The following is a 24,458-nucleotide window of genomic DNA, read 5'->3' as shown; positions in this document are numbered from 1 at the left end:
GGCAATGGCTGAAAATCAATACTACGGCACTGGTCGCCGCAAAAGTTCCGCAGCTCGCGTGTTTATCAAACCGGGCAGCGGCAAAATCGTTATCAACCAACGTTCTCTGGAACAGTACTTCGGTCGTGAAACTGCCCGCATGGTAGTTCGTCAGCCGCTGGAACTGGTCGACATGGTTGAGAAACTGGATCTGTACATCACTGTTAAAGGTGGTGGTATCTCTGGTCAGGCTGGTGCGATCCGTCACGGTATCACCCGCGCTCTGATGGAGTACGACGAGTCCCTGCGTGGCGAACTGCGTAAAGCAGGTTTCGTTACTCGTGATGCTCGTAAAGTTGAACGTAAGAAAGTCGGCCTGCGTAAAGCGCGTCGTCGTCCTCAGTTCTCCAAGCGTTAATTGTTTTTCTGCTTCGCGCAGAACAATTGGCGAAAAAACCCGCTTCGGCGGGTTTTTTTATGGATAAAATGGGCGTTATCCACAATCCCTGTCTCTCTTTTCAGCCTTTTTCAGCATTTCCAGAATAGCCTCACCACAAGGTCCGCAAAATCTGGTAAACTATCTTCCAATTTTCTGCCCAAATGCGGGCGATTGTTCATTTTTTGTTTGTTTCGTTTGTGAACAGGAATGTCGTTCGACGCTTACGGGGCTTTACCACTGGCCGGTCACATGTCGTGGCAGGTAGCAGTAAAAAATTCTGAATATACCTGGAGGTTTTCATGGCTGTCGCTGCCAACAAACGTTCGGTAATGACGCTGTTTTCTGGTCCTACTGACATCTATAGCCATCAGGTCCGCATTGTGCTGGCTGAAAAGGGTGTCAGTTTTGAAATTGAGCTCGTGGAAAAGGACAATCCACCTCAGGATCTGATTGACCTCAACCCGAATCAAAGCGTTCCGACACTGGTAGATCGCGAGCTGACCCTTTGGGAATCTCGCATCATTATGGAATATCTTGATGAGCGTTTCCCTCATCCACCGCTGATGCCGGTTTACCCGGTTGCTCGCGGTGAAAGTCGCCTGTACATGCAACGTATCGAGAAAGACTGGTATACGCTTCTGCATACCGTCCAGAACGGTTCCGCAGCACAGGCTGATGCAGCGCGTAAGCAGCTGCGCGAAGAACTGCTGGCAATCGCGCCAGTATTCACTCAGAAGCCATACTTCCTGAGCGATGAGTTTAGCCTGGTCGATTGCTATCTGGCTCCGCTACTCTGGCGTTTGCCAGTCATGGGCATCGAGCTGGTTGGTGCAGGTTCTAAAGAGATGAAAGCGTATATGACTCGCGTATTTGAACGTGATTCATTCCTCGCTTCCTTAACTGAACCCGAGCGTGAAATGCGTATCGGTCGAGGCTAATTGAATGGATGTGTCACAGCTGACTCCACGTCGTCCTTATCTGCTGCGGGCATTCTATGAATGGTTGCTGGATAACCAGCTGACGCCGCATCTGGTGGTGGACGTGACGTTACCGGGTGTGCGTGTTCCGATGGAATACGCGCGCGACGGACAAATCGTTTTGAATATTGCCCCGCGTGCGGTGGGTAATCTGGAACTGTCCAACGACGACGTGAGCTTTAACGCGCGCTTCGGCGGGGTTCCGCGTCAGGTTGAAGTGCCACTGGCAGCCGTGCTGGCTATCTACGCGCGTGAAAACGGCGCAGGTACCATGTTCGAACCGGAAACGGCGTACGACGAAGACGTGACTCACGTCAACGACGACGCAGGCATCGGCGCGGAAAACGAAACGGTGATGTCGGTTATCGACGGTGACAAGCCAGACAGCGATGGCGACAACGATCCCGACGATACGCCGCCTCCGCGCGGTGGCCGTCCGGCACTTCGCGTTGTGAAGTAAATCCATAATCCAACAGGTCCTTCGGGGCCTGTTTTGTTATCTGCCCCCACTTTCGCCAGCCTGAAAATCCTGTGTTACTCTATGGACTCGATGTCACATACTGTCACCTGGCCCCGATAACCGCTATGAACGCATTTGATCCTCAGGAAGAAGAGACTTCAGAAACCATTGGTCGCAGCCTGGGCCGTCGTCCGCTGGCGCGTAAAAAACTGTCGGAAATGGTGGAAGAAGAGCTGGAACAGATGATCCGCCGTCGCGAGTTTGCGGAAGGCGAACAGCTGCCCTCTGAGCGTGAGCTGATGGCCTTCTTCAACGTTGGCCGTCCTTCGGTGCGCGAGGCATTAGCGGCGCTCAAGCGTAAAGGCCTGGTGCAAATCAACAACGGCGAACGCGCCCGCGTGTCGCGTCCTTCCGCCGATACCATCATCAGCGAGCTTTCCGGCATGGCGAAAGATTTCCTCGCCCATCCCGGCGGCATCGCTCATTTCGAACAACTTCGCCTGTTTTTTGAATCAAGCCTGGTGCGCTACGCGGCTGAAAACGCCAGCGATGAGCAGGTCGAACGGCTGGCAAAAGCGCTGGAAATTAACAGCCAGTCGCTTGATGACAACACGCTGTTCATTCGCTCTGATGTGGATTTTCACCGCGTGCTGGCCGAAATTCCCGGCAACCCGATTTTCATGGCGATCCACGTTGCACTGCTGGACTGGCTAATTGCCGCTCGCCCGAAAGTAGCCGACAGCGAGCTGCATCATCACAACAATGTCAGCTACCAGGAACACATTGCGATCGTCGATGCGATTCGCCGCCGCGATCCTGAAGACGCCGATCGCGCGCTTCAGACCCATCTGAACAGCGTTTCTGCCACCTGGCATGCCTTCGGGCAGATCAAAAAGAAAAAATAACCCTCCGATCCTGGCGATCGTTTAGTGAAGCAGATCGCAAGATAAGCTTTCTCTATTTGGCTGACGCATAAATGAGCTGGTATAACAGGTATAAAGGTATATCGTTAATGTTACGTCACTCATCAGAGAGGTTTGTATGTCAGCCAATTTACGTGGAGTCATGGCCGCGTTGTTAACCCCGTTTACTCGCCAGCAGCAGCTGGATGAGCAAAGCCTGCGCCGTCTGGTGCGCTTTAATATTCAACAGGGGATCGATGGGCTCTATGTGGGCGGATCCACCGGAGAAGCGTTTGTGCAATCCGGGGCCGAACGTCAGCAGGTGCTGGAGATGGTGGCGGACGAGGCGAAAGGTCAGATCAAACTGATTGCTCACGTGGGCTGCGTCAGTACCGTAGAAAGCCAGCAGCTGGCACAGGCGGCGAAGCGCTTTGGTTATGATGCCGTCTCTGCGGTCACGCCGTTTTACTACCCGTTCAGCTTCGAAGAGCACTGCGATCATTACCGCGCGATCATTGATTCGGCGGACGGCCTGCCGATGGTGGTTTACAACATTCCTGCGCTGAGCGGCGTGAAGTTAAGTCTCGAACAGATAAATACGCTAGTGACCCTGCCGGGCGTGGGTGCGCTGAAACAGACTTCTGGCGATCTGTATCAAATGGAGCAGATCCGCCGGGCGCACCCGAATTTGGTGCTCTATAACGGCTACGATGAGATCTTCGCCTCCGGCCTGTTAGCCGGTGCCGATGGCGGAATTGGCAGCACGTACAACATCATGGGCTGGCGCTACCAGAATATCGTCAGCGCGCTGAAATCGGGTGACATGGCGCGGGCACAGCAGCTGCAAAGTGAATGCAACAAGGTTATCGATCTGCTTATTCAGACCGGCGTTTTCCGTGGCCTGAAAACGGTACTGCACTACATGGACGTGGTGGATGTGCCGCTGTGCCGCAAGCCGTTTGCCCCGGTGGATGAGAAATTCCTGCCTGCGCTGAAGGCGCTGGCCAGCCAGCTGCAGCAGGAGATGGCTCAGCAGCGCTGACAGGTTACCCGGCTCGCCGGGTAAAACACCAATGAATACAGCGTGGGCGAAGCCCAACGCGGGAGAGTGACATGAGTATGACTACCCAAAACATCCCGTGGTACCGCCATCTCGACAGGGCACAGTGGCGGGCATTCTTCGCCGCCTGGCTCGGCTATCTGCTCGATGGCTTCGATTTTGTACTGATGGCACTGGTGCTCACCGAAGTGCAAAGCGAATTTGGCCTGACGACCGTTCAGGCCGCGAGCCTGATCTCTGCTGCCTTCATTTCGCGCTGGTTTGGTGGTCTGATGCTCGGCGCCATGGGCGACCGCTACGGGCGTCGTCTGGCGATGGTCACCAGTATCGTCTTGTTCTCGGTTGGAACGCTGGCCTGTGGTTTAGCCCCAGGTTTCACCACGCTGTTTATCGCCCGCCTGGTTATCGGCATGGGCATGGCTGGTGAATACGGTTCAAGCGCCACTTACGTGATTGAGAGCTGGCCGAAGCAAATGCGCAACAAGGCCAGCGGCTTTTTGATCTCCGGCTTCTCGGTGGGCGCAGTGGTTGCCGCGCAGGTCTACAGTCTCGTGGTTCCTGTGTGGGGCTGGCGCGCGCTGTTTTTGCTCGGTATTTTCCCGATTGTGTTCGCTCTGTGGCTGCGTAAAAACATTCCTGAAGCAGAAGACTGGAAGCAGAAACACGCCGGAAAAGCACCGGTGCGCACCATGGTCGATATTCTGTATCGCGGCGATCACCGCTACATCAACTATTTTCTCACCGCCGTGGCGGCCACTTCGCTGTGGTTCTGTTTTTCCGGCGAATTGCGAAACGCAGGTATGATCCTGCTGCTGGGCTTAATCAGCGCCATCATTTTTATCAGCTTTATGGTTCAGAGCAGCGGTAAGCGCTGGCCTACCGGTGTGACGCTCATGGTGGTGGTGCTGTTCGCCTTTCTGTACTCCTGGCCGATTCAGGCGTTGTTGCCAACCTACCTGAAAACCGAATTGGCTTACGATCATTCCACCGTGGCTCGGGTCCTGTTCTTTAGCGGATTTGGCGCGGCGGTTGGCTGCTGCGTCGGCGGTTTTCTCGGTGACTGGCTTGGGACCCGTAAAGCCTACGTTTGTAGTCTACTGGCCTCACAAGTGCTGATCATTCCCGTGTTTGCGATCGGCGGCACCAACGTGTGGGTGCTCGGCCTGTTACTCTTTTTCCAGCAGATGCTGGGCCAGGGGATCTCGGGGATCTTGCCGAAACTGATCGGTGGCTACTTCGATACCGATCAACGCGCGGCCGGATTGGGCTTTACCTACAACGTCGGTGCGATGGGTGGGGCGATAGCCCCGGTGATCGGCGCCCTGATCGCGCAGAAATTGGATCTGGGCACCGCGCTGGGATCGTTATCGTTTGGCCTGACCTTCGTTGTCATTTTGTTGATTGGCCTGGATATGCCAACGCGTGTACAGCGCTGGATCCGTCCTGAAGCGCTACGCACGCATGATGCCATCGATGGCAAGCCTTTTAGCGGCGCAGTGCCTTTGCGCGGTGGTAAAAGCAGTTTGATTAAACACCATGGAGATTAGGATGTCGTTACTTGCACAAATTGAGTCCGCGATCGGTAAAAACGGCGGGCTGATTGTCTCCTGCCAGCCGGTACCGGGAAGCCCAATGGATAAGCCAGAGATTGTCGCTGCCATGGCGCTGGCGGCAGAACAGGCGGGCGCTGTGGCACTGCGTATCGAAGGCGTCGACAACCTGCGCGCCACGCGTTCTCAGGTGACAATTCCAATCATTGGCATCATTAAACGCGACCTTTCCGATTCACCGGTGCGGATCACTCCCTTTCTTGAGGATGTCGACGCGCTGGCTGAAGCAGGAGCCAGCATCATTGCCTTCGACGGAACGGATCGCGTCCGGCCCGTGGAAGTTAGCGCGATCCTGGCGAGAATCCACCATCACAATTTACTGGCGATGGCGGATTGTTCATCGCTGGAAGACGGGGTGAAACGCCATCGTGAAGGTGCAGAGATTATCGGATCGACGTTATCAGGCTACCTCGATGGCCCGGTGCCGGATGAACCGGATCTGGCCCTGGTGATTGCGCTCACCAAAGCAGGTTGTCGGGTTATTGCCGAGGGACGCTATAACTCGCCCGCGCTGGCCGCCCAGGCGATGCAGCACGGCGCATGGGCCGTAACGGTGGGCTCTGCCATAACCCGGCTGGAGCACATCTGCCAGTGGTATCGCGATGCGTTACTAGAGGCGCAGCAATGACGCTGCTGGCGGTGGATATTGGCGGCACCAAACTGGCAGCGGCGCTGATCGATGGCAACGTTCAAATAGTGGAACGTCACGAATGCCCCACGCCTGCCAGCAAAACACCTCAGGCGCTTACCGCGAGCCTGGAAACATTACTTTCTCCGTTGGCGCAACGGGCAAAACGTGTGGCGGTGGCGTCCACGGGAATTATTCACCAGGGGATTTTAACGGCCATCAATCCGGGGAATCTCGGTGGACTGCTGCATTTTCCCTTACAGGAGACGGTTTCGCGCATCACCGGTTTGCCTTGTCTGGCTTTGAATGATGCGCAGGCTGCGGCCTGGGCCGAATTCCAGGCGCTGGATGAGCCTACTGAAGAGATGGCGTTTATCACCGTATCGACCGGTGTGGGCGGCGGGATCGTCAGTTGTGGAAAGCTGTTGATGGGCAGCGGTGGTCTGGCCGGACATCTGGGTCACACGCTGGCGGACCCTAACGGACCGCGCTGTGGCTGCGGGCGTATCGGCTGCGTGGAAGCAATCGCCTCCGGGCGCGGAATTGCCGCCGCGGCGCAAGGCCATCTGGCCGGACTGGATGCGAAAGCGATATTTGCCAAAGCGCGTGAAGGAGATGTACAAGCGCAGAGCTTGATGCACCGCTCCGCTCAGGTGCTGGCGAGGCTGATTGCCGATGTCAAAGCCGTGACCGATTGTCAGCGTGTTGTGATGGGCGGTAGCGTCGGCCTGGCCGAAGGCTACTTAGCGCTGGTTGCTGACTACCTTTCACAAGAACCGTCGGTATATCAGGTCAAGCTGCAAGCCGCACATTACCGCCATGATGCCGGATTGCTGGGTGCAGCGATGCTGGCACAGTCATAAAAAAACCCGGAAGCTTGCGCTCACCGGGCTTTTATTGAATCCGTCGTGACTCTGGCGGATTACACTTCCAGGTAGTTCATGATGCCGTCAGCCGCTTTGCGACCTTCTGCAATGGCAGTCACCACCAGGTCCGAACCGCGCACGATATCACCACCGGCGAAGATTTTCGGGTTGCTGGTCTGGAAGGCGTTTTCGTTGCCTTCTGGCGCGATCACGCGGCCCTGCGAATCCAGTTCGACGCTGTGTTGCGCCAGCCATTCCATGCTGTGAGGACGGAAACCGAACGCCATCACCACCGCATCGGCAGGCACAACGTGCTCGGAACCGGCCACGATTTCTGCGCGACGACGGCCTTTGGCATCAGGCGCACCCATTTCGGTACGCGCCATTTTCACGCCGCTGACTTTACCGTTAGCGTTCACTTCCACGCCCAGCGGCTGCACGTTGAACTGGAATTCCACGCCTTCTTCACGCGCATTTTTCACTTCGCGGCGTGAGCCTGGCATGTTTTCTTCGTCACGACGGTAAGCACAGGTGACGTGCGTTGCGCCCTGGCGAATGGAGGTGCGTACGCAGTCCATCGCGGTATCACCCCCGCCCAGAACCACCACGCGTTTGCCTTCCATATTCACGTAAGGTTCTTCCGCGGACTCGCCGAAGCCCATCATCTGTTTGGTATTGGCAATCAGGAATGGCAGGGCGTCAAACACGCCATTTGCATCCTCATTCTCCAGTCCACCGCGCATTGACTGATAGGTGCCGACGCCGAGGAACACCGCATCGTAATCTTTCAGCAGATCGTCGATTTGTACGTCACGGCCCACTTCGATATTGAGTTTGAACTCAATGCCCATGTCGGTGAAGATTTCACGGCGACGGGTCATGACTTCTTTTTCCAGCTTGAAGGCCGGAATACCGAAAGTCAGCAGGCCGCCGATTTCTGGATGACGATCGAAGACCACCGCTTTCACGCCGTTACGGGTCAGCACGTCGGCACAGGCCAGGCCTGCCGGCCCCGCACCGATAATCGCCACGCGTTTGTCGGTTTGCTTCACGCCAGTCATGTCCGGACGCCAGCCCATTTCGAACGCTTTATCGTTGATATAGCGCTCGATGTTGCCGATGGTCACCGCGCCGAACTCGTCGTTCAGCGTACAGGAGCCTTCACACAGACGGTCCTGCGGGCACACGCGGCCGCACACTTCCGGCAGGGTGTTGGTTTGATGCGACAGTTCTGCCGCTTCAAAAATACGCCCTTCGTTGGCGAGCTTCAGCCAGTTCGGGATGTAGTTGTGGACCGGACATTTCCACTCACAGTAAGGGTTGCCGCAGGACAGGCAGCGGTCTGCCTGTGCTTTAGCCTGGCCTTCGGAGAACGTCTCGTAGATCTCAACAAATTCAATTTTACGGATCTTCAGCGGTTTCTTTGGCGGATCAACGCGCTGCAAGTCGATAAACTGATAAACATTCTGACTCATCGATTTTCCTTACTGCGCCTGCACGCGCAATTCTGCGGCGCTACGACTACGGTGACCCAACAGTGCTTTGACATCGCTGGACTTCGGTTTAACCAGGGCGAATTTCGCGGAGAACGCAGGCCAGTTAGCCAGAATTTCTTCGCCGCGCTGGGAGCCGGTGAGCTGTACATGCTCGGTAATCAGCCCGCGCAGATGCTCTTCGTGAATCGCGAGAGAGTCTACGTCCAGCACTTCGACCAATTCCGGGTTCACGCGTTTGCGGAAATCACCGTCTTCATCGAGTACATAAGCGAAACCACCGGTCATGCCTGCGCCAAAGTTGACGCCGGTTTTACCCAGTACGCAGACGATGCCGCCGGTCATGTATTCACAACCGTTATCACCGATGCCTTCAACCACGGTGATTGCCCCGGAGTTACGCACGGCGAAACGTTCACCCGCACGGCCCGCAGCGTACAGACGACCGCCGGTAGCACCGTACAGACAGGTGTTGCCGATGATGCTGGCTTCGTGGCTGCGGAAGGCGGAACCGACCGGAGGACGAATGGCCAGCAGGCCGCCTGCCATGCCTTTGCCGACGTAGTCGTTGGCATCGCCGGTCAGGTACAGTTCAACGCCGCCTGCGTTCCACACGCCGAAACTCTGGCCTGCGGTGCCGCTGAAGTGCGCTTTAATCGGATCGGAAGCCAGACCCTGGTCGCCGTGCGTCTGAGCGATGTAGCCCGACAGCGTAGCGCCCACGGAGCGGTCGGTGTTGCGAATATCAAACCAGAACGTTTTGCTCTGCTTCTCATCGACAAACGGCTTCGCCTGCTGCAACAGCTGCGCGTTCAGCACGCCGTTATCAAACGGCGGGTTGTGCTCAGTGCAGTACAGCGCTTTGCCCGGATGCGGCTCAGCGGTTTCCAGCAGTTTCGACAGGTCCAGCTTCTGCTGTTTGGCGGTGAAGCCCTCCAGCTCTTTGAGCAAGTCGGTGCGACCAATCAGGTCTACCAGACGCTTCACGCCCAGTTGCGCCATCAGCTCGCGGGTTTCGCGGGCGATGAATTCAAAGTAGTTGGTCACTTTGAACGGCAAGCCGTGATAGTGGTTCTTACGCAGTTTTTCGTCCTGAGTTGCCACGCCTGTTGCGCAGTTGTTCAGGTGACAAATTCGCAGGTATTTACAGCCCAGCGCTACCATCGGACCGGTGCCGAAGCCAAAGCTTTCTGCGCCGAGGATAGCCGCTTTGATGATGTCGAGGCCGGTCTTCAGACCGCCATCCACCTGCAAACGAATTTTATGACGCAGGCCGTTAGCGACCAGTGCCTGTTGGGTTTCCACCAGGCCGAGTTCCCACGGACAGCCCGCGTATTTCACTGAGGAAAGTGGGCTGGCGCCGGTACCACCGTCGTAACCGGCGATGGTAATCAGGTCCGCATAGGCTTTCGCCACACCGGTAGCGATGGTGCCTACGCCCGGTTCGGAAACCAGCTTCACGGAAATCATCGCCTTCGGGTTGACCTGTTTGAGGTCGAAAATCAGCTGCGCCAAGTCCTCGATAGAGTAGATATCGTGGTGCGGCGGTGGGGAAATCAGGGTCACACCCGGCACGGAATAACGCAGTTTGGCGATGTACGGCGTGACTTTATCACCCGGTAACTGACCGCCTTCACCCGGTTTTGCGCCCTGGGCGACTTTAATCTGAATCACATCGGCATTAACCAGATACGCAGGTGTGACGCCGAAACGACCGGAAGCCACCTGCTTGATGCGAGACACTTTGTTGGTGCCGTAACGCGCAGGATCTTCGCCGCCTTCACCGGAGTTGGAATTGCCGCCGATGCTGTTCATGGCTTCCGCCAGTGCTTCGTGGGCTTCCGGGCTCAGTGCGCCGATGGACATTGCTGCGGTGTCGAAACGTTTGAACAGTTCGGTCGCAGGTTCAACGTCGTTGATGCTAACAGCGTCGGTCCCAGGATTCACCGCCAGCAGATCGCGCAGCGTTGCCGCCGGGCGCTCATTTACCAGCTTAGAATACTGCTGATAATCGCTGTAATCACCGGTCTGTACCGCCTGCTGCAGGGTGCGAACCACATCCGGGTTATAGGCGTGATATTCGCCACCGTGAACGTATTTCAGCAAACCACCCTGATCGAGCGGCTTGCGCGCCAGCCAGGCACGTTTGGACAGGTTCAGCAGGTCCTGTTGGAAGTCCTCAAAGCCTGCGCCGCCGATACGACTGACCACGCCCTGGAAGCAGAGGTCTGACACGTCATCGTGCAGGCCAACGGCTTCAAACAGCTTCGAACAGCGGTAAGAGGCGATGGTCGAAATGCCCATTTTGGACATGATTTTGTACAGGCCTTTGTTGATGCCGTTACGGTAGTTAAGCATCACATGGCGGTAATCTTTTTCGATAGCTTTGCTGTCGACCAGCTTCGCCAGTGTTTCATAGGCGAGATACGGGTAAACCGCAGTCGCGCCGAAGCCTAACAACACGGCAAAGTGGTGCGGGTCGCGGGCGCTTGCGGTTTCTACGATGATGTTGGCATCGCAACGCAAGCTCTTATCAACCAGGCGAGTCTGAATCGCACCTACGGCCATCGGTGCCGGAACGGGCAGACGGTTTTTAGCGATGTTACGGTCAGACAGCACCAGTAGCACGGTACCGTTACGCACCATCTGTTCAGCTTTATCGCACAGCGCGTTGACGGTCGCTTCCAGGTTCGTTTCGGTCACGTCGTAGGTGATGTCCAGCGTGTCGGCCCGGTAGTGATCTTCCGTCAGTGTGGTCAGCTGTTTGAAATCGGAGTACAGCAGAATCGGCGATTTGAAGCTCAGGCGATGCGCCTGGCCTTCCGCTTCGCAGAAGACGTTCATTTCACGGCCGATGCTGGTGGCGAGCGACATCACGTGCGCTTCACGCAGCGGATCGATTGGCGGGTTGGTCACCTGCGCAAACTGCTGGCGGAAGTAGTCGTAAATGATACGCGGCTGGCTGGAGAGTACGGCAAACGGGGTATCGTCACCCATTGAGCCGACCGCTTCCTGGCCGTTTTCACCCAGCACACGGATAACCGAGTCCAGCTCTTCCGCGCTGTAGTTAAACTGTTTTTGGTAGCTGGCGAGCATATCGTCGTCCAGCTTGCGGCTGCCGACGTCGGAGTCTGGCAAATCTTCAAACGGCACCAGACGGCGGACGTTTTTCTCCATCCACTCTTTGTACGGATGACGGATTTTCAGGTCGTGATCGGTTTCTGCGGAGTGCAAAATACGGCCCGCGCGGGTGTCGATAACCATCAGCTCGCCAGGGCCAACGCGGCCTTTTTCCACCACTTCGTCTGGCTGGTAATCCCAGATCCCGACTTCAGAGGCGCAGGTGATGAGCTTGTCTTTGGTGATGACGTAGCGCGCCGGGCGCAGACCGTTACGGTCGAGGTTACAGGCTGCGTAACGACCATCGGACATGACGATGCCCGCCGGGCCGTCCCACGGCTCCATGTGCATGGAGTTGAAATCGAAGAACGCACGCAGATCCGGGTCCATGTCCGGATTGTTCTGCCAGGCTGGCGGAACAAGCAGACGCATGGCGCGCACGATATCCATCCCGCCGGCCAACAGCAGTTCAAGCATGTTGTCCATCGAGCTGGAGTCAGAGCCGGTTTCGTTTACGAACGGCGCGGCATCATGCAAATCCGGGATCAGCGGGGTCTGGAATTTATAGGTACGGGCGCGCGCCCACTGGCGGTTACCGGTAATGGTGTTGATTTCGCCGTTGTGTGCCAGATAGCGGAACGGCTGAGCCAGCGGCCAACGCGGCACGGTGTTGGTGGAAAAGCGCTGGTGGAACAAGCAAATGGCCGATTCCAGACGCAGATCCGCCAGGTCCAGGTAGAAGCGCGGCAAATCCGCCGGCATACACAGACCTTTATAGATATTGACCAGGTTTGACAGGCTACAGATGTAGAAGTCTTTGTCTTCCTGAAGACGCTTTTCGATACGGCGACGGGCGATGAACAGACGGCGTTCCATATCACGTGGACGCCAGCCAGCCGGAGCGTTAACAAAAATTTGTTCGATACGAGGCAGCGAGGAGAGGGCGATTTCACCGAGTACCCCTTCGTTGGTTGGCACGTCGCGCCAGCCGACAATGGACAGGGTTTCACGCTGAAGTTCTTCTTCAACCACACGACGCGAAGCTGCAGCGAGCTCGGCATCTTTATTCAGGAACAGCATACCGACCGCGTAGTTTTTAGCTAAGCGCCAGCCACGCTCTTCGGCCACGAGGCGGAAGAAACGATCAGGTTTTTGCAGCAGCAGGCCACAACCGTCACCGGTTTTACCATCGGCGAGGATCGCACCACGGTGCTGCATGCGGGCCAGTGCGTGAATGGCGGTACGCACTACCTTGTGGCTAGGTTCGCCTTCTATGTGGGCGATCAGGCCGAAACCACAGTTATCCCTCTCAAGGGATTTATCGTACAACATATCAGTGAACCTCCCCAGGCTCTACGAGACACACTCTGGACCGTTGCGCGCAGGCGTAGAAAGAGCAAGGCGGCGGGGCACAGGCCACGCATTCGCCCTCTCAAAATCCTTTCGCACAGGTCAAACAAGTATTGCGGACTTGCTTCAGAGGGAATCTCAATTACTGCATAAATATGATGAGCAGACTGCTCATCGAGAAAGCTTCCAGCGGATCCTCAAGTTATCGGGAATCCGCACACAGGTCAAATGGCAATCTTATTTATACAAAAATGTGCTATAGGTAGGTTAACTATATGATTGTTATTGATATTAGTGCTTTTTAACAATGCATTTACCCTTAGCGAACCGGCTGCTGAATGTGATCTCTCTCACTATATGAAAGCGCAATTATGGCGGTTCTGTGCTGAATGGTTTTTTTATCGCAGAATAATGTTCTGCCGTGGGGCGTGAATCCCCCTGATGACACTGTTTTTCATCTGGCACGGTAATAGTGAAAAATCGAGGGTCAACATAAGGAAAAGTAATCACCAGAGTGGTGAATGAAATTGCAGTTATCTTGAGTGGTTATGCAATAGGTGTGACATGTCCGGAGCGTTTGATCCAGGTCAGCGCCGAAAGAGACTAAAAATGGCAGGCTTTACACTTCTTCGAAAGGTGCGGTCTATCAGATTATGCAGTTACAGAAATTAGTCAATATGTTTGGTGGGGATCTTATGCGTCGCCATGGCGAAAAGGTGCATAAGCTGACCCTCCATGGCGGTTTTAGCTGCCCGAATCGCGATGGCACCATTGGCCGCGGCGGCTGCACTTTCTGTAATGTGGCGTCGTTTGCCGATGAGGCGCAGCAGCACCGCTCCATTGCGGATCAACTGGCGCATCAGGCGCATTTGGTGAACCGCGCGAAACGTTATCTCGCGTATTTTCAGGCTTATACCAGTACTTTTGCGGAAGTGCAGGTGCTGCGGTCGATGTATCAGCAAGCGGTCAGTCAGACGAATATCGTTGGGTTATGCGTGGGCACGCGCCCGGATTGCGTGCCCGAGGCGGTGCTGGATTTACTCAGTGAATATAAACATAAGGGTTACGAAGTGTGGCTCGAACTCGGTTTACAGAGCGCACAGGATAAAACCCTGCATCGCATCAATCGTGGGCATGATTTTGCCTGTTACCAGGCTACTACGCGTCTGGCACGCGAACGTGGGCTGAAAGTGTGTACGCATCTGATTGTCGGGCTGCCGGGTGAAGGGCAGTCGGAATGTATGCAGACACTCGAAAAAGTGGTCGAGACTGGCGTCGATGGCATTAAGCTTCATCCATTACACATCGTGACCGGCAGCATCATGGCGAAAGCCTGGCAAGCGGGCAGGCTGAAAGGCATTGAGCTGGATGAATACACCCTGACCGCGGGCGAAATGATCCGCCACACGCCGCCGGACGTTGTCTATCACCGCATTTCCGCTAACGCACGCCGCCCGACGCTGCTTGCCCCGCTGTGGTGTGAGAACCGCTGGACTGGAATGCTGGAACTGGATCGCTATCTTAACGAACAGGGTGTGCAGGGCTCGGCGCTTGGCCAGCCTTTCATCCCTTTCCCCGACGCATAACCCCAATTATCACCGCATTTTTCGCACAACCTTCAACGCGTTGCTCAGAATTGGGTATTATTGAGCGACGTTGTGGTGAAGGAAATCCCTATGAAGCAAATCCGAATGCTTGCGCAGTACTATGTCGACCTGATGATGAAACTCGGCCTGGTACGCTTCTCGCTGCTGCTGGCGTTGGCGCTGGTGGTGTTAGCCATCGTGGTACAGATGGCGGTGACTATGGTGCTGCACGGCCAGGTCGAGAGTATTGATGTTATCCGCTCCATTTTCTTTGGGCTGTTGATCACGCCCTGGGCGGTTTATTTTCTCTCGGTGGTGGTCGAGCAACTGGAAGAATCTCGCCAGCGTCTTACGCGTGTGGTCGAAAAGCTGGAGGAGATGCGCGACCGCGACCTGAAGCTGAATGTGCAGTTGAAAGACAATATTGCGCAGCTTAATCAGGAAATCACCGATCGCGAAAAGGCGGAAGCCGAGCGCCAGACCACGCTGGAACAGCTGAAAATCGAAATGAAAGAGCGCGAACAGACGCAAATTCAGCTCGAGCAGCAGTCGTCTTTCCTGCGTTCGTTCCTTGATGCCTCGCCGGACCTGGTGTTTTACCGCAACGAAGATAAAGAATTTTCCGGCTGTAACCGGGCGATGGAGCTATTGACCGGGAAAAGCGAAAAGCAGCTGGTAAACCTCAAACCACTTGACGTGTATTCCCCGGAAGCCGCAGCTAAAGTCATTGAAACCGATGAGAAAGTCTTCCGTCATAACGTTTCACTGACCTACGAACAGTGGCTGGATTATCCCGATGGTCGCAAAGCCTGCTTCGAGATACGCAAAGTGCCGTATTACGACCGCGTCGGGAAACGCCACGGTCTGATGGGCTTTGGGCGCGATATAACGGAACGTAAGCGCTATCAGGATGCCCTTGAACGCGCCAGCCGTGATAAGACCACCTTTATTTCTACCATCAGCCACGAGCTGCGCACACCGCTCAACGGCATCGTCGGCCTGAGCCGTATTCTGCTGGATACCGAATTGACGTCCGAGCAGGAAAAATACCTGAAAACCATCCACGTTTCGGCGGTCACGCTGGGTAATATCTTCAACGATATTATCGATATGGATAAGATGGAACGGCGTAAAGTTCAGCTGGATAACCAGCCTATCGATTTCACCGGTTTCCTGGCTGACCTGGAAAACCTCTCTGGCCTGCAGGCGCAGCAGAAAGGGCTGCGTTTCGTGATGGACCCGACGCTGCCATTGCCGCATAAAGTGATAACCGATGGCACCCGCCTGCGGCAGATCCTGTGGAATCTGATCAGCAATGCGGTCAAATTTACCCAGCAGGGTAACGTGTCGGTTCGCGTGCGTTACGATGCAGGCGACATGCTGCGCTTCGAAGTGGAAGACTCTGGGATTGGCATCCCGCAGGAAGAGCAGGACAAAATTTTCGCGATGTATTATCAGGTTAAAGACAGCCAGGGCGGAAAACCGGCAACGGGCACCGGGATTGGTCTGGCTGTTTCTCGTCGTCTGGCGAAGAGCATGGGCGGTGATATCATCGTTTCCAGCCAGCCAGGCAGCGGCTCAACCTTTACGCTAACCGTTCACGCGCCTGCAATCGCGGAAGAAGTGGAAAACACCCTGGCCGACGATGATATGCCGTTACCCGCCCTGCATGTGCTGCTGGTGGAAGACATAGAGCTGAACGTGATTGTGGCGCGCTCGGTGCTGGAAAAACTCGGCAACAGTGTAGACGTGGCGATGACCGGTAAAGAGGCGCTGGAGATGTTTTCGCCTTCTGATTACGATTTGGTGCTGTTGGATATTCAGCTACCGGACATGACCGGCCTGGATATTTCCCGTGAGCTGAAACAGCGTTATCACGCTGACGAGCTGCCGCCGCTGGTGGCGCTGACCGCCAACGTGCTGAAGGACAAAAAAGAGTATCTGGATGCGGGAATGGACGACGTGCTGAGCAAGCCGCTGGCCGTTCCGGCATTGACCGCCATCATCCAAAAATTCTGGGATACCCCTGACGACGAGGAAAGCAGCGTGACCATAACCGACAGCAACAAATCAAGCAGCGTACTGGACACCGACATGCTCCAGCAGTACATCGAGTTGGTGGGCCCGCAGCTCATCACCGACGGTCTGGCAGTGTTCGAGAAGATGATGCCGGGATATCTGGCGGTGCTGGAATCAAACCTGACCGCGCGCGACCAGAAAGGCATTGTTGAAGAAGGGCATAAAATCAAAGGCGCCGCGGGTTCGATTGGTTTACGTCATATTCAGCAGCTTGGACAGCAGATTCAGTCTCCGGATCTTCCGGCCTGGTGGGATAACGTGGGTGAATGGGTCGAAGAGATGAAAACAGAATGGCAGCAGGATGTCGCTACCCTGAAAGCGTGGGTCGCAAGCCGATAAAAAATGACCCCGGTCAAGCCGGGGTGCGCGAATACTGCGCCAACACCAGGGAAAACGTGGCTGCGCCTCGATAGTTTTAAGAGTGTTGAACAGACGCGGCCTGAGAATTTAGGCTGCACGTTCATTAAGATAGCAAAACTTAAATTATTTGTTACGTAAATCAGTTAAATGTGTGAAGCATGGCGGTTAAATCAAAATAACTGATGGGCTTCAAGCGGTTGCAAAAGGAACGCAGGATGAAAAAAATTGGCGTAGTGCTGAGCGGCTGTGGCGTATATGACGGCAGCGAAATTCATGAAGCGGTCATCACGCTGCTGGCTATTGCTCGAAATGGCGCGCGGGCGGTCTGTTTTGCGCCAGATAAAAGCCAGTCTGATGTGATCAACCATTTGGATGGTGAATCAATGGCGGGTGAACGTAACGTTTTGTTGGAAGCGGCCCGGATCACACGCGGTGATATTCAGCCGCTGGCGAGTGCGCGTGCCGATGAGCTTGATGCGCTGATTGTACCCGGCGGATTTGGCGCGGCTAAGAACCTGAGTAACTTTGCTTCCCAGGGCAATGAGTGCGTTGTGGATGCAGATTTAAAAGCGCTGACACTGGCTCTGCATCATGCGCGTAAGCCGCTCGGCTTTATGTGCATTGCTCCGGCGATGCTGCCGAAGATTTTTGATTTCCCTCTGCGCATTACCATCGGTACTGATATCGATACCGCCGAAGTGCTGGAAGCAATGGGTGCCGAACATGTGCCGTGTCCGGTAGACGATATCGTGGTGGATGAAGACCATAAAATCGTGACCACGCCGGCTTATATGCTGGCGCAGAATATTGCCGACGCGGCAACCGGAATTGAGAAGCTGGTGGCCCGCGTGATGGTGTTGTGCGAATGAGTCAGCGCCGTTCGCCGTTGGCCTGGATAAAGCGCATTCTGCTGCGGGTGGTAATTACACTTGCCGTTTTTTGGGCCGGGGGCATCGCAATTTTCAGCGTTCTGCCGGTGCCATTTTCAGCGGTGATGGTGGAGCGCCAGCTTGGGGAAATGTTTAGCGGTAACTTTCACTATCTGGCCCACTCTGACTGGGTAAGCATGGATGAAATGACGCCGTGGATGGGACTCGCCGTCATTGCTGCGGAAGACCAGAAATTCCCGGACCATTGGGGATTTGATGTGTCTGCCATTGAGAAAGCACTGACCCATAACGAGCAGAATGAAAACCGCATTCGTGGCGCATCCACGCTCTCACAGCAGACGGCGAAAAACCTGTTCCTGTGGGACGGCAGAAGCTGGCTGCGTAAAGGTCTGGAAGCGGGTTTGACGGTGGGCATCGAAACCGTCTGGAGCAAAAAACGCATCCTGACCGTTTACCTGAATATTGCCGAATTTGGTGATGGGGTATTTGGCGTCGAAGCAGCTGCGCAGCGCTATTTCCATAAACCTGCCAGTAAATTGACGATGTCGGAAGCGGCGTTGCTGGCGGCGGTACTGCCAAACCCTATTCGTTTTCGCGCCGATGCGCCATCAGGGTATGTTCGCAGCCGTCAGGCGTGGATTTTACGCCAGATGCGCCAGCTCGGTGGGGAAGGGTTTATGCGGGAAAATAAACTGTATTAAAGGTTTGCCCTCTCCTGCGGGAGAGGGCGTCAGACAGTCAGCGTAAACGCGGACTAATCTTCATCGAACCCGGCGTTAAATAGCGCGATTACCGCCGCCAGGGCTTCAGTTTCTTGCGGCCCGTTGGCTTCAATTTCAATCTGTCGGCCTTTGGCAGAATCCAGCATCAGTAACGCGATAACGCTGCTGGCTTCGGCTTCGGTGCCTTCGTCATTGCGCAGCCACACTTCGGCATCATAATTCTGTACCAGCTCAAACAGCTTCATCGCCGGGCGGGCGTGCATCCCCAGCTTATTCGTGATCTCAACCGTGTGCTTTACGCTCATGTTTTCCGTTTTTCCAGCGTCCGATGACGAGACTGAACGTTCTTCCCGCGCGAGCGGAAATAGTCAGCCAGCTGTTCGGCAATGTACACCGAACGATGTTTACCGCCAGTACAACCAATCGCGACCGTCAGATAGCTGCGGTTGTTGGTTTCCAGCATAGGTAACCATAGCTCAAGATAGCTGCGGGTCTGATAGATAAAATTGTGAACTTCTGTGTGACGATCGAGGAATGCGGCAACCGGTTTATCGAGGCCGGTCATTGGCCGCAGCTTCGGGTCCCAGTGCGGGTTTGGCAGGAAACGCACGTCAAACACGTAATCGGCATCAATTGGGATCCCGTGCTTAAAACCGAAAGATTCAAACACCATCGTCAGTTCGCGTTCACGTTTGCCAAGCAGGCGCGTACGCAGCATTTCAGCCAGTTCATGCACCGACATTTCTGAGGTGTCGACAATAAGGTCAGCACGGGAACGCAGCGGTTCCAGTAAATCGCTTTCCTGATCGATTGCGCTTTCCAGCGACAGATTTTTGCTGGAAAGAGGGTGCAGGCGGCGGGTATCGCTGTATCGGCGGATCAGCGTGTTGCGATCGGCATCAAGGAACAACAGTTGCGGAGAGAACGCATCAGGCAAATTGTCCATTGCCTGCTCGAAAATCTCCGGAGATTCCGGCATGTTACGCACATCGATGCTGACCGCGGCAGAAATTTGTCGGTCAGCAAGGCTTTTCGCCAGTTCGGGCAACAGCACGACGGGCAGGTTATCCACGCAGTAAAAGCCCATGTCTTCCAGCGCACGCAGGGCGACAGATTTACCTGAGCCCGAGCGACCGCTGACAATCATCAGTACCATCAGTCGTTTCTCCTTAAGACAACCGAGTTACCGTTAGGCATCTTCATCACTGTTATCGTCGCTGGTGATAATTTCATACAGTTCCTGATCGCTCTGTGCGCTACGCAACCGGCGGCAGATGGTTTTGTCTGCCAGACGCTTCGCCACCAGTGAAAGGGTGTGCAAATGCGTTTTGGTCTGATCGGCAGGCACCAGCAGGGCGAACAGCAGATCAACTGGCTGGTTATCAATGGCATCAAAGGCGATCGGTGTTTCGAGCTGCACGAAAACGCCGACGGCACGCAGAGTATCTTCTTCCAGCTTGCCGTGAGGAATAGCGATGCCGTTGCCGATACCGGTACTGCCCATCTTTTCACGGGTCAGAATAGCCTCGAATACCACCTGCGACGGTAAGCCAAGCTGTTTTGCGGCCAGTTCGCTGATGATTTCCAGCGCACGCTTTTTACTCTGGCAGTGAACTGCACTGCGGGTACATTCCTGGTTAAGGACATTGCTCAATTGCAGAGCGGAATCATTGTTCATCATAATTTCACCTGCGTGCCGTCCAACCCGACCCATCGGGTTGGACGTACGCCCGGACAATTAGTGTTGTTTCAGTTTATCTTTATGTTTGTTCAGCTGTCTTGCAAGCTTATCGATAAGACCGTCTATTGCGGCATACATATCCTGCCCTTCCGCACTGGCATGAATTTCGCCCCCGTTAACATGCAGGGTGGCGTCCGAGATATGACTCACCTTTTCCACTTTTAACACAATATAGACTTGATTGATCCGTTCGAAAAACTGCTCGAGCTTCGCGAATTTGGTGTTCAAAAATTCACGCAGTGCGTCAGTGATTTCGACATTGTGTCCTGTGATATTGAGCTGCATAGTGTCTTCCTTATCGGTTGTGTCAGACCAGCTGTTTACGCTGGTTTGACGGCGGAATGGATAAAGACTCTCGGTACTTTGCAACGGTGCGGCGTGCCACCATGATACCCTGTTCGGACAGCATGGTAGTCAGCTTACTGTCACTCAGTGGTTTCGCGGGATTTTCCGCGGCAATTAACTTCCTCACCAGTGCGCGAATGGCCGTGGACGACGCTTCGCCGCCGCCTTCGGTATTCACATGGCTGGAGAAGAAATACTTAAGCTCAAAAATGCCCCGTGGGCTGTGCAGATACTTTTGCGTGGTGACGCGTGAAATCGTTGATTCATGCATTTCGACGGCCTGGGCAATATCAGCCAGGACCATCGGTTTCATGAACTCTTCGCCCTGATCAAAGAACGCCTGCTGCTGTTCGACGATGCAGCGGCTCACCCGCAGTAGCGTGTCATTGCGGCTTTCCAGGCTTTTAATCAGCCATTTGGCTTCCTGCAGGTTGCTGCGAATAAATTGGCTGTCGGCGTCGTTGCGCGTGGTGCTGCACATGCCGGCGTAATGCTGATTGATTTGCAGGCGCGGGATACTGTCGGAATTAAGTTCAACCGCCCAACGGCCGCTGATTTTACGCACCAGCACATCGGGGATGACGTATTCCGGTTCGCCGGTCTGAATGGACTGACCCGGGCGCGGATCCAGAGACTGAATCAGCGACACGGCTTCTTTCAGCACATCTTCTTTGAGGCGAGTGACGCGCATCAGGGAGCGGAAATCATGATTGGCCAGCAGGGAGAGATGATCGCTGATAATCGTTTTGGCTTCCGTCAGCCACGGCGTCTCTTTGGTAAACTGGGAGAGCTGGATCAACAGGCAGTCGCGCAGATCTTTTGCGGCCACGCCTACCGGATCAAAACGCTGGATGCGTTTCAGCACCGCTTCGACCTCATCGAGATCGAGCTCTTCGTCGCCGATGCTTTCGAGGATCTCTTCCAGCGATGCGGTGAGGTAGCCGGTGTCGTCAACCGCGTTCACGATCGACGTGGCTATCGCGCGGTCGGTATCGGAAAACGGTGTCAGCCCAACTTGCCACATCAGATAGTCCTGAAGTGACTGCGTCGTTTCGCCCTGGTAGACCGGTAGTTCATCATCCTGATAATCGGTGCCGGTACCAGACGGTGTGCCTGCGGTATAGATTTCATCCCAGCTGGCGTCGAGCGGAAGCTCATCGGGCATCTCTTTCTGCTCGAGGGCATCAACGGTATCAAATTCGTCTTTGTCGGTTTCTTCTTGTGAATCGACTTCCTCGTGAAGGTCGGTTTGCTCAAGCAGGGGATTACTCTCCAGCGCTTGCTGAAGTTCCTGTTGCAGCTCGAGCGTAGAAAGCTGCAACAGACGAATGGCCTGTTGCAGTTGCGGCGTCATGGCGAGCTGTTGGCTGAGCCTTAATTGCAAACCTTGCTTCATAATCAGGGCAAATTTCTCCGGCCAGAATGTCTGTATTCACTACCCTATCAGAGTCTGAAGTCTTCCCCAAGATACACGCGCTTAACATGCTCGTCCTGGAGGATTTGTTCCGGCGTACCGTGAGCAATCAGATGCCCCTGGCTCACGATGTAAGCGCGTTCGCAGACTGCTAACGTTTCGCGAACGTTATGGTCAGTAATCAGCACGCCGAGGCCACTGTCGCGCAGGTGTTCGATAATACGCTTGATGTCGATAACCGAAATGGGGTCAACGCCCGCAAAAGGTTCATCCAGCAGAATAAATTTAGGATTAGCTGCAAGCGCGCGGGCGATTTCTACACGACGGCGTTCACCGCCGGAGAGCGCCTGGCCGAGACTGTCGCGCAGATGTTCAATGTGAAACTCTTCCATCAGCTCGTTCGCACGGTCAACGCGCTGCTCGTTGCTCAAATCGTCGCGGATTTGCAGCACCGCCATCAGGTTATCAAACACGCTCAGACGGCGGAAAATGGAGGCTTCCTGCGGCAGATAGCCAATACCCCGACGGGCACGGGCATGCAGCGGCAGCATACTGATATCGTCATCATCAATGATGATGTTGCCCGCATCGCGGGACACAATGCCGACCACCATGTAGAACGTGGTGGTTTTACCCGCCCCGTTCGGGCCCAACAGGCCGACGATTTCGCCGGAATTCACCGTCAGGCTAACGTCTTCAACGACCCGACGTCCCTTATAGGCTTTCGCAAGATTCTTTGCTGTTAAAGTTGCCATAACGTATTAGTTACTCTTTTTAGGCTGAGCCGGTTTGGTGTTGTTGCTCTTATCCTGCAGCTGCGATGGCACCAGAACCGTCGTCACGCGTTTACCTTTTTCGCTATACGCCTGCATTTTCTGCTCTTTCACCAGATAGGTAATCTTGTCGCCTTTAATGTTGCTGTCGACCTGCTCGAGATACGCGTTGCCGGTCAGCACGACAAGATCGTTAGCCACTTCGTAGTGCATTTTCGACGCATGGCCGTTAACCGGTTTGCCGTTGTCCTGCATCTGGTAAAACGTCGCCGGGTTACCGTAGCCGTCCATCGTCTCTTTACCTTTAACACCGGCCGGGCGAGTGACCACCACTTTGTCGGCATTAATTTTGATGGTGCCCTGCGTGACGATAACGTTGCCGGTGAACGTTGCTACGTTACCCTGCATGTCCAGAGACTGTTGATCGGATTCAATGTGGATCGGCTGATCGGTATCACCCGTTAAGGCCAGCGCAGGCAGGCTGGAAGCCAGCAACACGCTGGCAAGGGCAAGCTTAAAGCTGAATTTATTATTTCTGAATTTCATAGGAGGTTCTCACCTTTTCAATCAGCTCGGCGTGTTTGCTGCGTAAGTTGCCGCGCATTTTGAGGCCGCTGGAATTAAATGTTGTACCGTACAACGTCACCAAATCGTCTGAACTCACATCCTGAGTAACCAGATTCACAATGGCGTTATCCGTCGTGACTTTGCGCAGTTGAGAGTCGTCCGTCAGGGCGTTTATCTCAACGTGACCGTACAGATACAGCATACGGTCATTGGTCAGTTTGGCCTTGTCAGCCTTAATAGACCAGGTCGGCACCTTATTCACATCAAAAGTGGTCAGAACCGGTCGGGTGAACCACGAAATGGCCTGATCGGAGAAATACTCGACATGTTCTGAAATCAGCCGGTAGGTCAACGCCCCTTCTGGGTTGTAGACCACGGAGTCGGTATGCTCACTTTTATAAGTCGGGTCGTTATTGTTGACGACCGCCGGACCTGTGTCGTCTTTGTCCACCAGATTGAAGCCGATAAGCACCAGCGCCAGCAGCGAAAGCAGAATGATAACCCAACGTCTGGTTTTACTCATATTGATTGCCCTTTGGCTTCATCCAGCTTGCCCTGAGCCAGCAGCAACAAATCGCACACTTCACGGACGGCACCACGGCCTCCGGCGATACGCGTGACATAATCCGCGCGCGGTGGCAGCAGGGGATGTGCGTCTGAAACCGCAACGCTCAGACCCACCTCAGCCATCACTGGCCAGTCGATAAGGTCATCACCGACGTAGGCGACTTCATCCGGACGCAGGGATAGGGTTTCCAGTAATTCACGATACGCAATCAGCTTATCGGACTGTCCTTGCCACAGGTGTGTAATTCCCAGCGTTTTGCAGCGGTCTTCTACCAGTTTAGCTTTTCGTCCGGTGATGATTGCAACTTCTATGCCTGACGTCAGCGCACAGCGAATGCCATAGCCGTCGCGCACGTTAAAGGCTTTCAGTTCTTCGCCGTTATTGCCCATATATATCAGTCCATCAGACAGCACGCCGTCTACATCAAGGATCAGCAGGCGAATTTTCTGCGCTTTCTCCATGACCTCTGAACTGACTGGTCCATAGCAGGTCGTTACCGACGCGCCAGCATTACCCATTGTTTTTTCCT

The 24,458-nt window shown here is 54.8% G+C and carries 23 protein-coding genes; 12 read left to right on the top strand and 11 right to left on the bottom strand.

Annotated elements, in window-relative coordinates; genetic code table 11:
* Window positions 1-4: 4 nt before the first annotated feature.
* The 8 genes from rpsI to nanK all read left to right on the top strand — a co-directional run bounded on the left by rpsI (window position 5) and on the right by nanK (window position 6,918).
* On the top strand, window positions 5-397 hold the full coding sequence (gene rpsI / locus MUU47_RS08620; RefSeq protein ID WP_110510651.1) for a 30S ribosomal protein S9: 393 nt from the start codon (window positions 5-7) through the stop codon (window positions 395-397).
* Between the two features lie 320 nt (window positions 398-717).
* Window positions 718-1,356: a stringent starvation protein SspA gene (gene sspA, locus MUU47_RS08615; RefSeq protein WP_258987767.1), complete on the top strand. Its 639-nt coding sequence runs from the start codon at window positions 718-720 to the stop codon at window positions 1,354-1,356.
* Window positions 1,357-1,360: 4 nt separating this feature from the next.
* Window positions 1,361-1,855, top strand: a complete 495-nt coding sequence (gene sspB / locus MUU47_RS08610) for a ClpXP protease specificity-enhancing factor (RefSeq protein WP_258987766.1) — start codon at window positions 1,361-1,363, stop codon at window positions 1,853-1,855.
* Window positions 1,856-1,971: 116 nt separating this feature from the next.
* A complete protein-coding gene (nanR, locus tag MUU47_RS08605; protein WP_258987810.1) occupies window positions 1,972-2,760 on the top strand; it encodes a transcriptional regulator NanR in 789 nt (262 codons plus the stop codon).
* A gap of 136 nt (window positions 2,761-2,896) precedes the next feature.
* The gene (nanA, locus tag MUU47_RS08600) at window positions 2,897-3,799 is read left to right on the top strand and encodes an N-acetylneuraminate lyase (RefSeq protein ID WP_258987764.1); all 903 of its coding nucleotides are present in this window, start codon (window positions 2,897-2,899) and stop codon (window positions 3,797-3,799) included.
* Between the two features lie 71 nt (window positions 3,800-3,870).
* Window positions 3,871-5,364, top strand: a complete 1,494-nt coding sequence (locus MUU47_RS08595) for an MFS transporter (RefSeq protein ID WP_258987763.1) — start codon at window positions 3,871-3,873, stop codon at window positions 5,362-5,364.
* A 1-nt stretch (window position 5,365) separates the two neighbouring features.
* The gene (locus MUU47_RS08590; protein ID WP_258987762.1) at window positions 5,366-6,055 is read left to right on the top strand and encodes an N-acetylmannosamine-6-phosphate 2-epimerase; all 690 of its coding nucleotides are present in this window, start codon (window positions 5,366-5,368) and stop codon (window positions 6,053-6,055) included.
* Entirely contained in the window at window positions 6,052-6,918 is an 867-nt protein-coding gene (nanK, locus tag MUU47_RS08585) for an N-acetylmannosamine kinase (RefSeq protein ID WP_258987760.1), read from the top strand. Before MUU47_RS08590 ends, nanK begins: the two co-directional genes overlap by 4 nt.
* A 59-nt stretch (window positions 6,919-6,977) precedes the next feature.
* Here nanK and MUU47_RS08580 read toward each other — a convergent pair whose 3' ends face one another.
* Together MUU47_RS08580 and gltB are read right to left on the bottom strand one after the other, a co-directional pair.
* Window positions 6,978-8,396: a glutamate synthase small subunit gene (locus MUU47_RS08580; RefSeq protein WP_258987758.1), complete on the bottom strand. Its 1,419-nt coding sequence runs from the start codon at window positions 8,394-8,396 to the stop codon at window positions 6,978-6,980.
* Between the two features lie 9 nt (window positions 8,397-8,405).
* Window positions 8,406-12,866: a glutamate synthase large subunit gene (gene gltB / locus MUU47_RS08575; RefSeq protein WP_258987756.1), complete on the bottom strand. Its 4,461-nt coding sequence runs from the start codon at window positions 12,864-12,866 to the stop codon at window positions 8,406-8,408.
* A 671-nt stretch (window positions 12,867-13,537) separates the two neighbouring features.
* Here gltB and mnmL point away from each other — a divergent pair.
* The 4 genes from mnmL to mtgA all read left to right on the top strand — a co-directional run bounded on the left by mnmL (window position 13,538) and on the right by mtgA (window position 18,500).
* The gene (gene mnmL, locus MUU47_RS08570; RefSeq protein ID WP_258987755.1) at window positions 13,538-14,470 is read left to right on the top strand and encodes a tRNA modification radical SAM protein MnmL/YtqA; all 933 of its coding nucleotides are present in this window, start codon (window positions 13,538-13,540) and stop codon (window positions 14,468-14,470) included.
* A gap of 90 nt (window positions 14,471-14,560) precedes the next feature.
* Complete coding sequence (gene arcB, locus MUU47_RS08565) at window positions 14,561-16,888, top strand: aerobic respiration two-component sensor histidine kinase ArcB (protein ID WP_258987754.1); 2,328 nt, start codon at window positions 14,561-14,563, stop codon at window positions 16,886-16,888.
* Window positions 16,889-17,124: 236 nt separating this feature from the next.
* Window positions 17,125-17,778 (top strand): isoprenoid biosynthesis glyoxalase ElbB, encoded by a 654-nt coding sequence (gene elbB / locus MUU47_RS08560; protein ID WP_258987753.1) that lies wholly within the window; start codon window positions 17,125-17,127, stop codon window positions 17,776-17,778.
* Entirely contained in the window at window positions 17,775-18,500 is a 726-nt protein-coding gene (gene mtgA / locus MUU47_RS08555) for a monofunctional biosynthetic peptidoglycan transglycosylase (RefSeq protein WP_258987752.1), read from the top strand. Before elbB ends, mtgA begins: the two co-directional genes overlap by 4 nt.
* A gap of 53 nt (window positions 18,501-18,553) precedes the next feature.
* Here mtgA and npr read toward each other — a convergent pair whose 3' ends face one another.
* From npr to kdsC, 9 genes are read right to left on the bottom strand one after another with little or no spacing between them, the layout of a single operon-like run.
* A complete protein-coding gene (npr, locus tag MUU47_RS08550; RefSeq protein WP_258987751.1) occupies window positions 18,554-18,826 on the bottom strand; it encodes a PTS phosphocarrier protein NPr in 273 nt (90 codons plus the stop codon).
* The gene (gene rapZ / locus MUU47_RS08545; RefSeq protein ID WP_110510587.1) at window positions 18,823-19,677 is read right to left on the bottom strand and encodes an RNase adapter RapZ; all 855 of its coding nucleotides are present in this window, start codon (window positions 19,675-19,677) and stop codon (window positions 18,823-18,825) included. Before rapZ ends, npr begins: the two co-directional genes overlap by 4 nt.
* Before the next feature lie 33 nt (window positions 19,678-19,710).
* Entirely contained in the window at window positions 19,711-20,202 is a 492-nt protein-coding gene (gene ptsN, locus MUU47_RS08540) for a PTS IIA-like nitrogen regulatory protein PtsN (RefSeq protein WP_258987750.1), read from the bottom strand.
* Between the two features lie 57 nt (window positions 20,203-20,259).
* Window positions 20,260-20,547 carry a ribosome hibernation promoting factor gene (hpf, locus tag MUU47_RS08535; RefSeq protein WP_258987749.1) on the bottom strand — a complete coding sequence of 96 codons (288 nt, stop codon included), beginning with the start codon at window positions 20,545-20,547 and terminating at the stop codon, window positions 20,260-20,262.
* 22 nt (window positions 20,548-20,569) lie between these two features.
* On the bottom strand, window positions 20,570-22,003 hold the full coding sequence (rpoN, locus tag MUU47_RS08530; RefSeq protein ID WP_258987748.1) for an RNA polymerase factor sigma-54: 1,434 nt from the start codon (window positions 22,001-22,003) through the stop codon (window positions 20,570-20,572).
* Window positions 22,004-22,050: 47 nt separating this feature from the next.
* Window positions 22,051-22,776, bottom strand: coding sequence for an LPS export ABC transporter ATP-binding protein (gene lptB / locus MUU47_RS08525; RefSeq protein WP_258987747.1), 726 nt, complete (start codon window positions 22,774-22,776; stop codon window positions 22,051-22,053).
* A 6-nt stretch (window positions 22,777-22,782) separates the two neighbouring features.
* Complete coding sequence (gene lptA, locus MUU47_RS08520) at window positions 22,783-23,340, bottom strand: lipopolysaccharide ABC transporter substrate-binding protein LptA (protein ID WP_110510582.1); 558 nt, start codon at window positions 23,338-23,340, stop codon at window positions 22,783-22,785.
* Window positions 23,324-23,884 (bottom strand): LPS export ABC transporter periplasmic protein LptC, encoded by a 561-nt coding sequence (gene lptC / locus MUU47_RS08515; protein ID WP_258987746.1) that lies wholly within the window; start codon window positions 23,882-23,884, stop codon window positions 23,324-23,326. Before lptC ends, lptA begins: the two co-directional genes overlap by 17 nt.
* Complete coding sequence (gene kdsC / locus MUU47_RS08510; protein WP_258987745.1) at window positions 23,881-24,447, bottom strand: 3-deoxy-manno-octulosonate-8-phosphatase KdsC; 567 nt, start codon at window positions 24,445-24,447, stop codon at window positions 23,881-23,883. The genes lptC and kdsC overlap by 4 nt, the downstream gene beginning before the upstream one ends.
* Between the last annotated feature and the right edge of the window lie 11 nt (window positions 24,448-24,458).

The sequence above is a fragment of the Scandinavium hiltneri genome (assembly GCF_024764835.1).
Taxonomy (GTDB): Bacteria; Pseudomonadota; Gammaproteobacteria; order Enterobacterales; family Enterobacteriaceae; genus Scandinavium; species Scandinavium hiltneri.
Note: the sequence above shows the minus strand (reverse complement) of the source record. Positions and strands in the feature narration are given on the sequence as shown.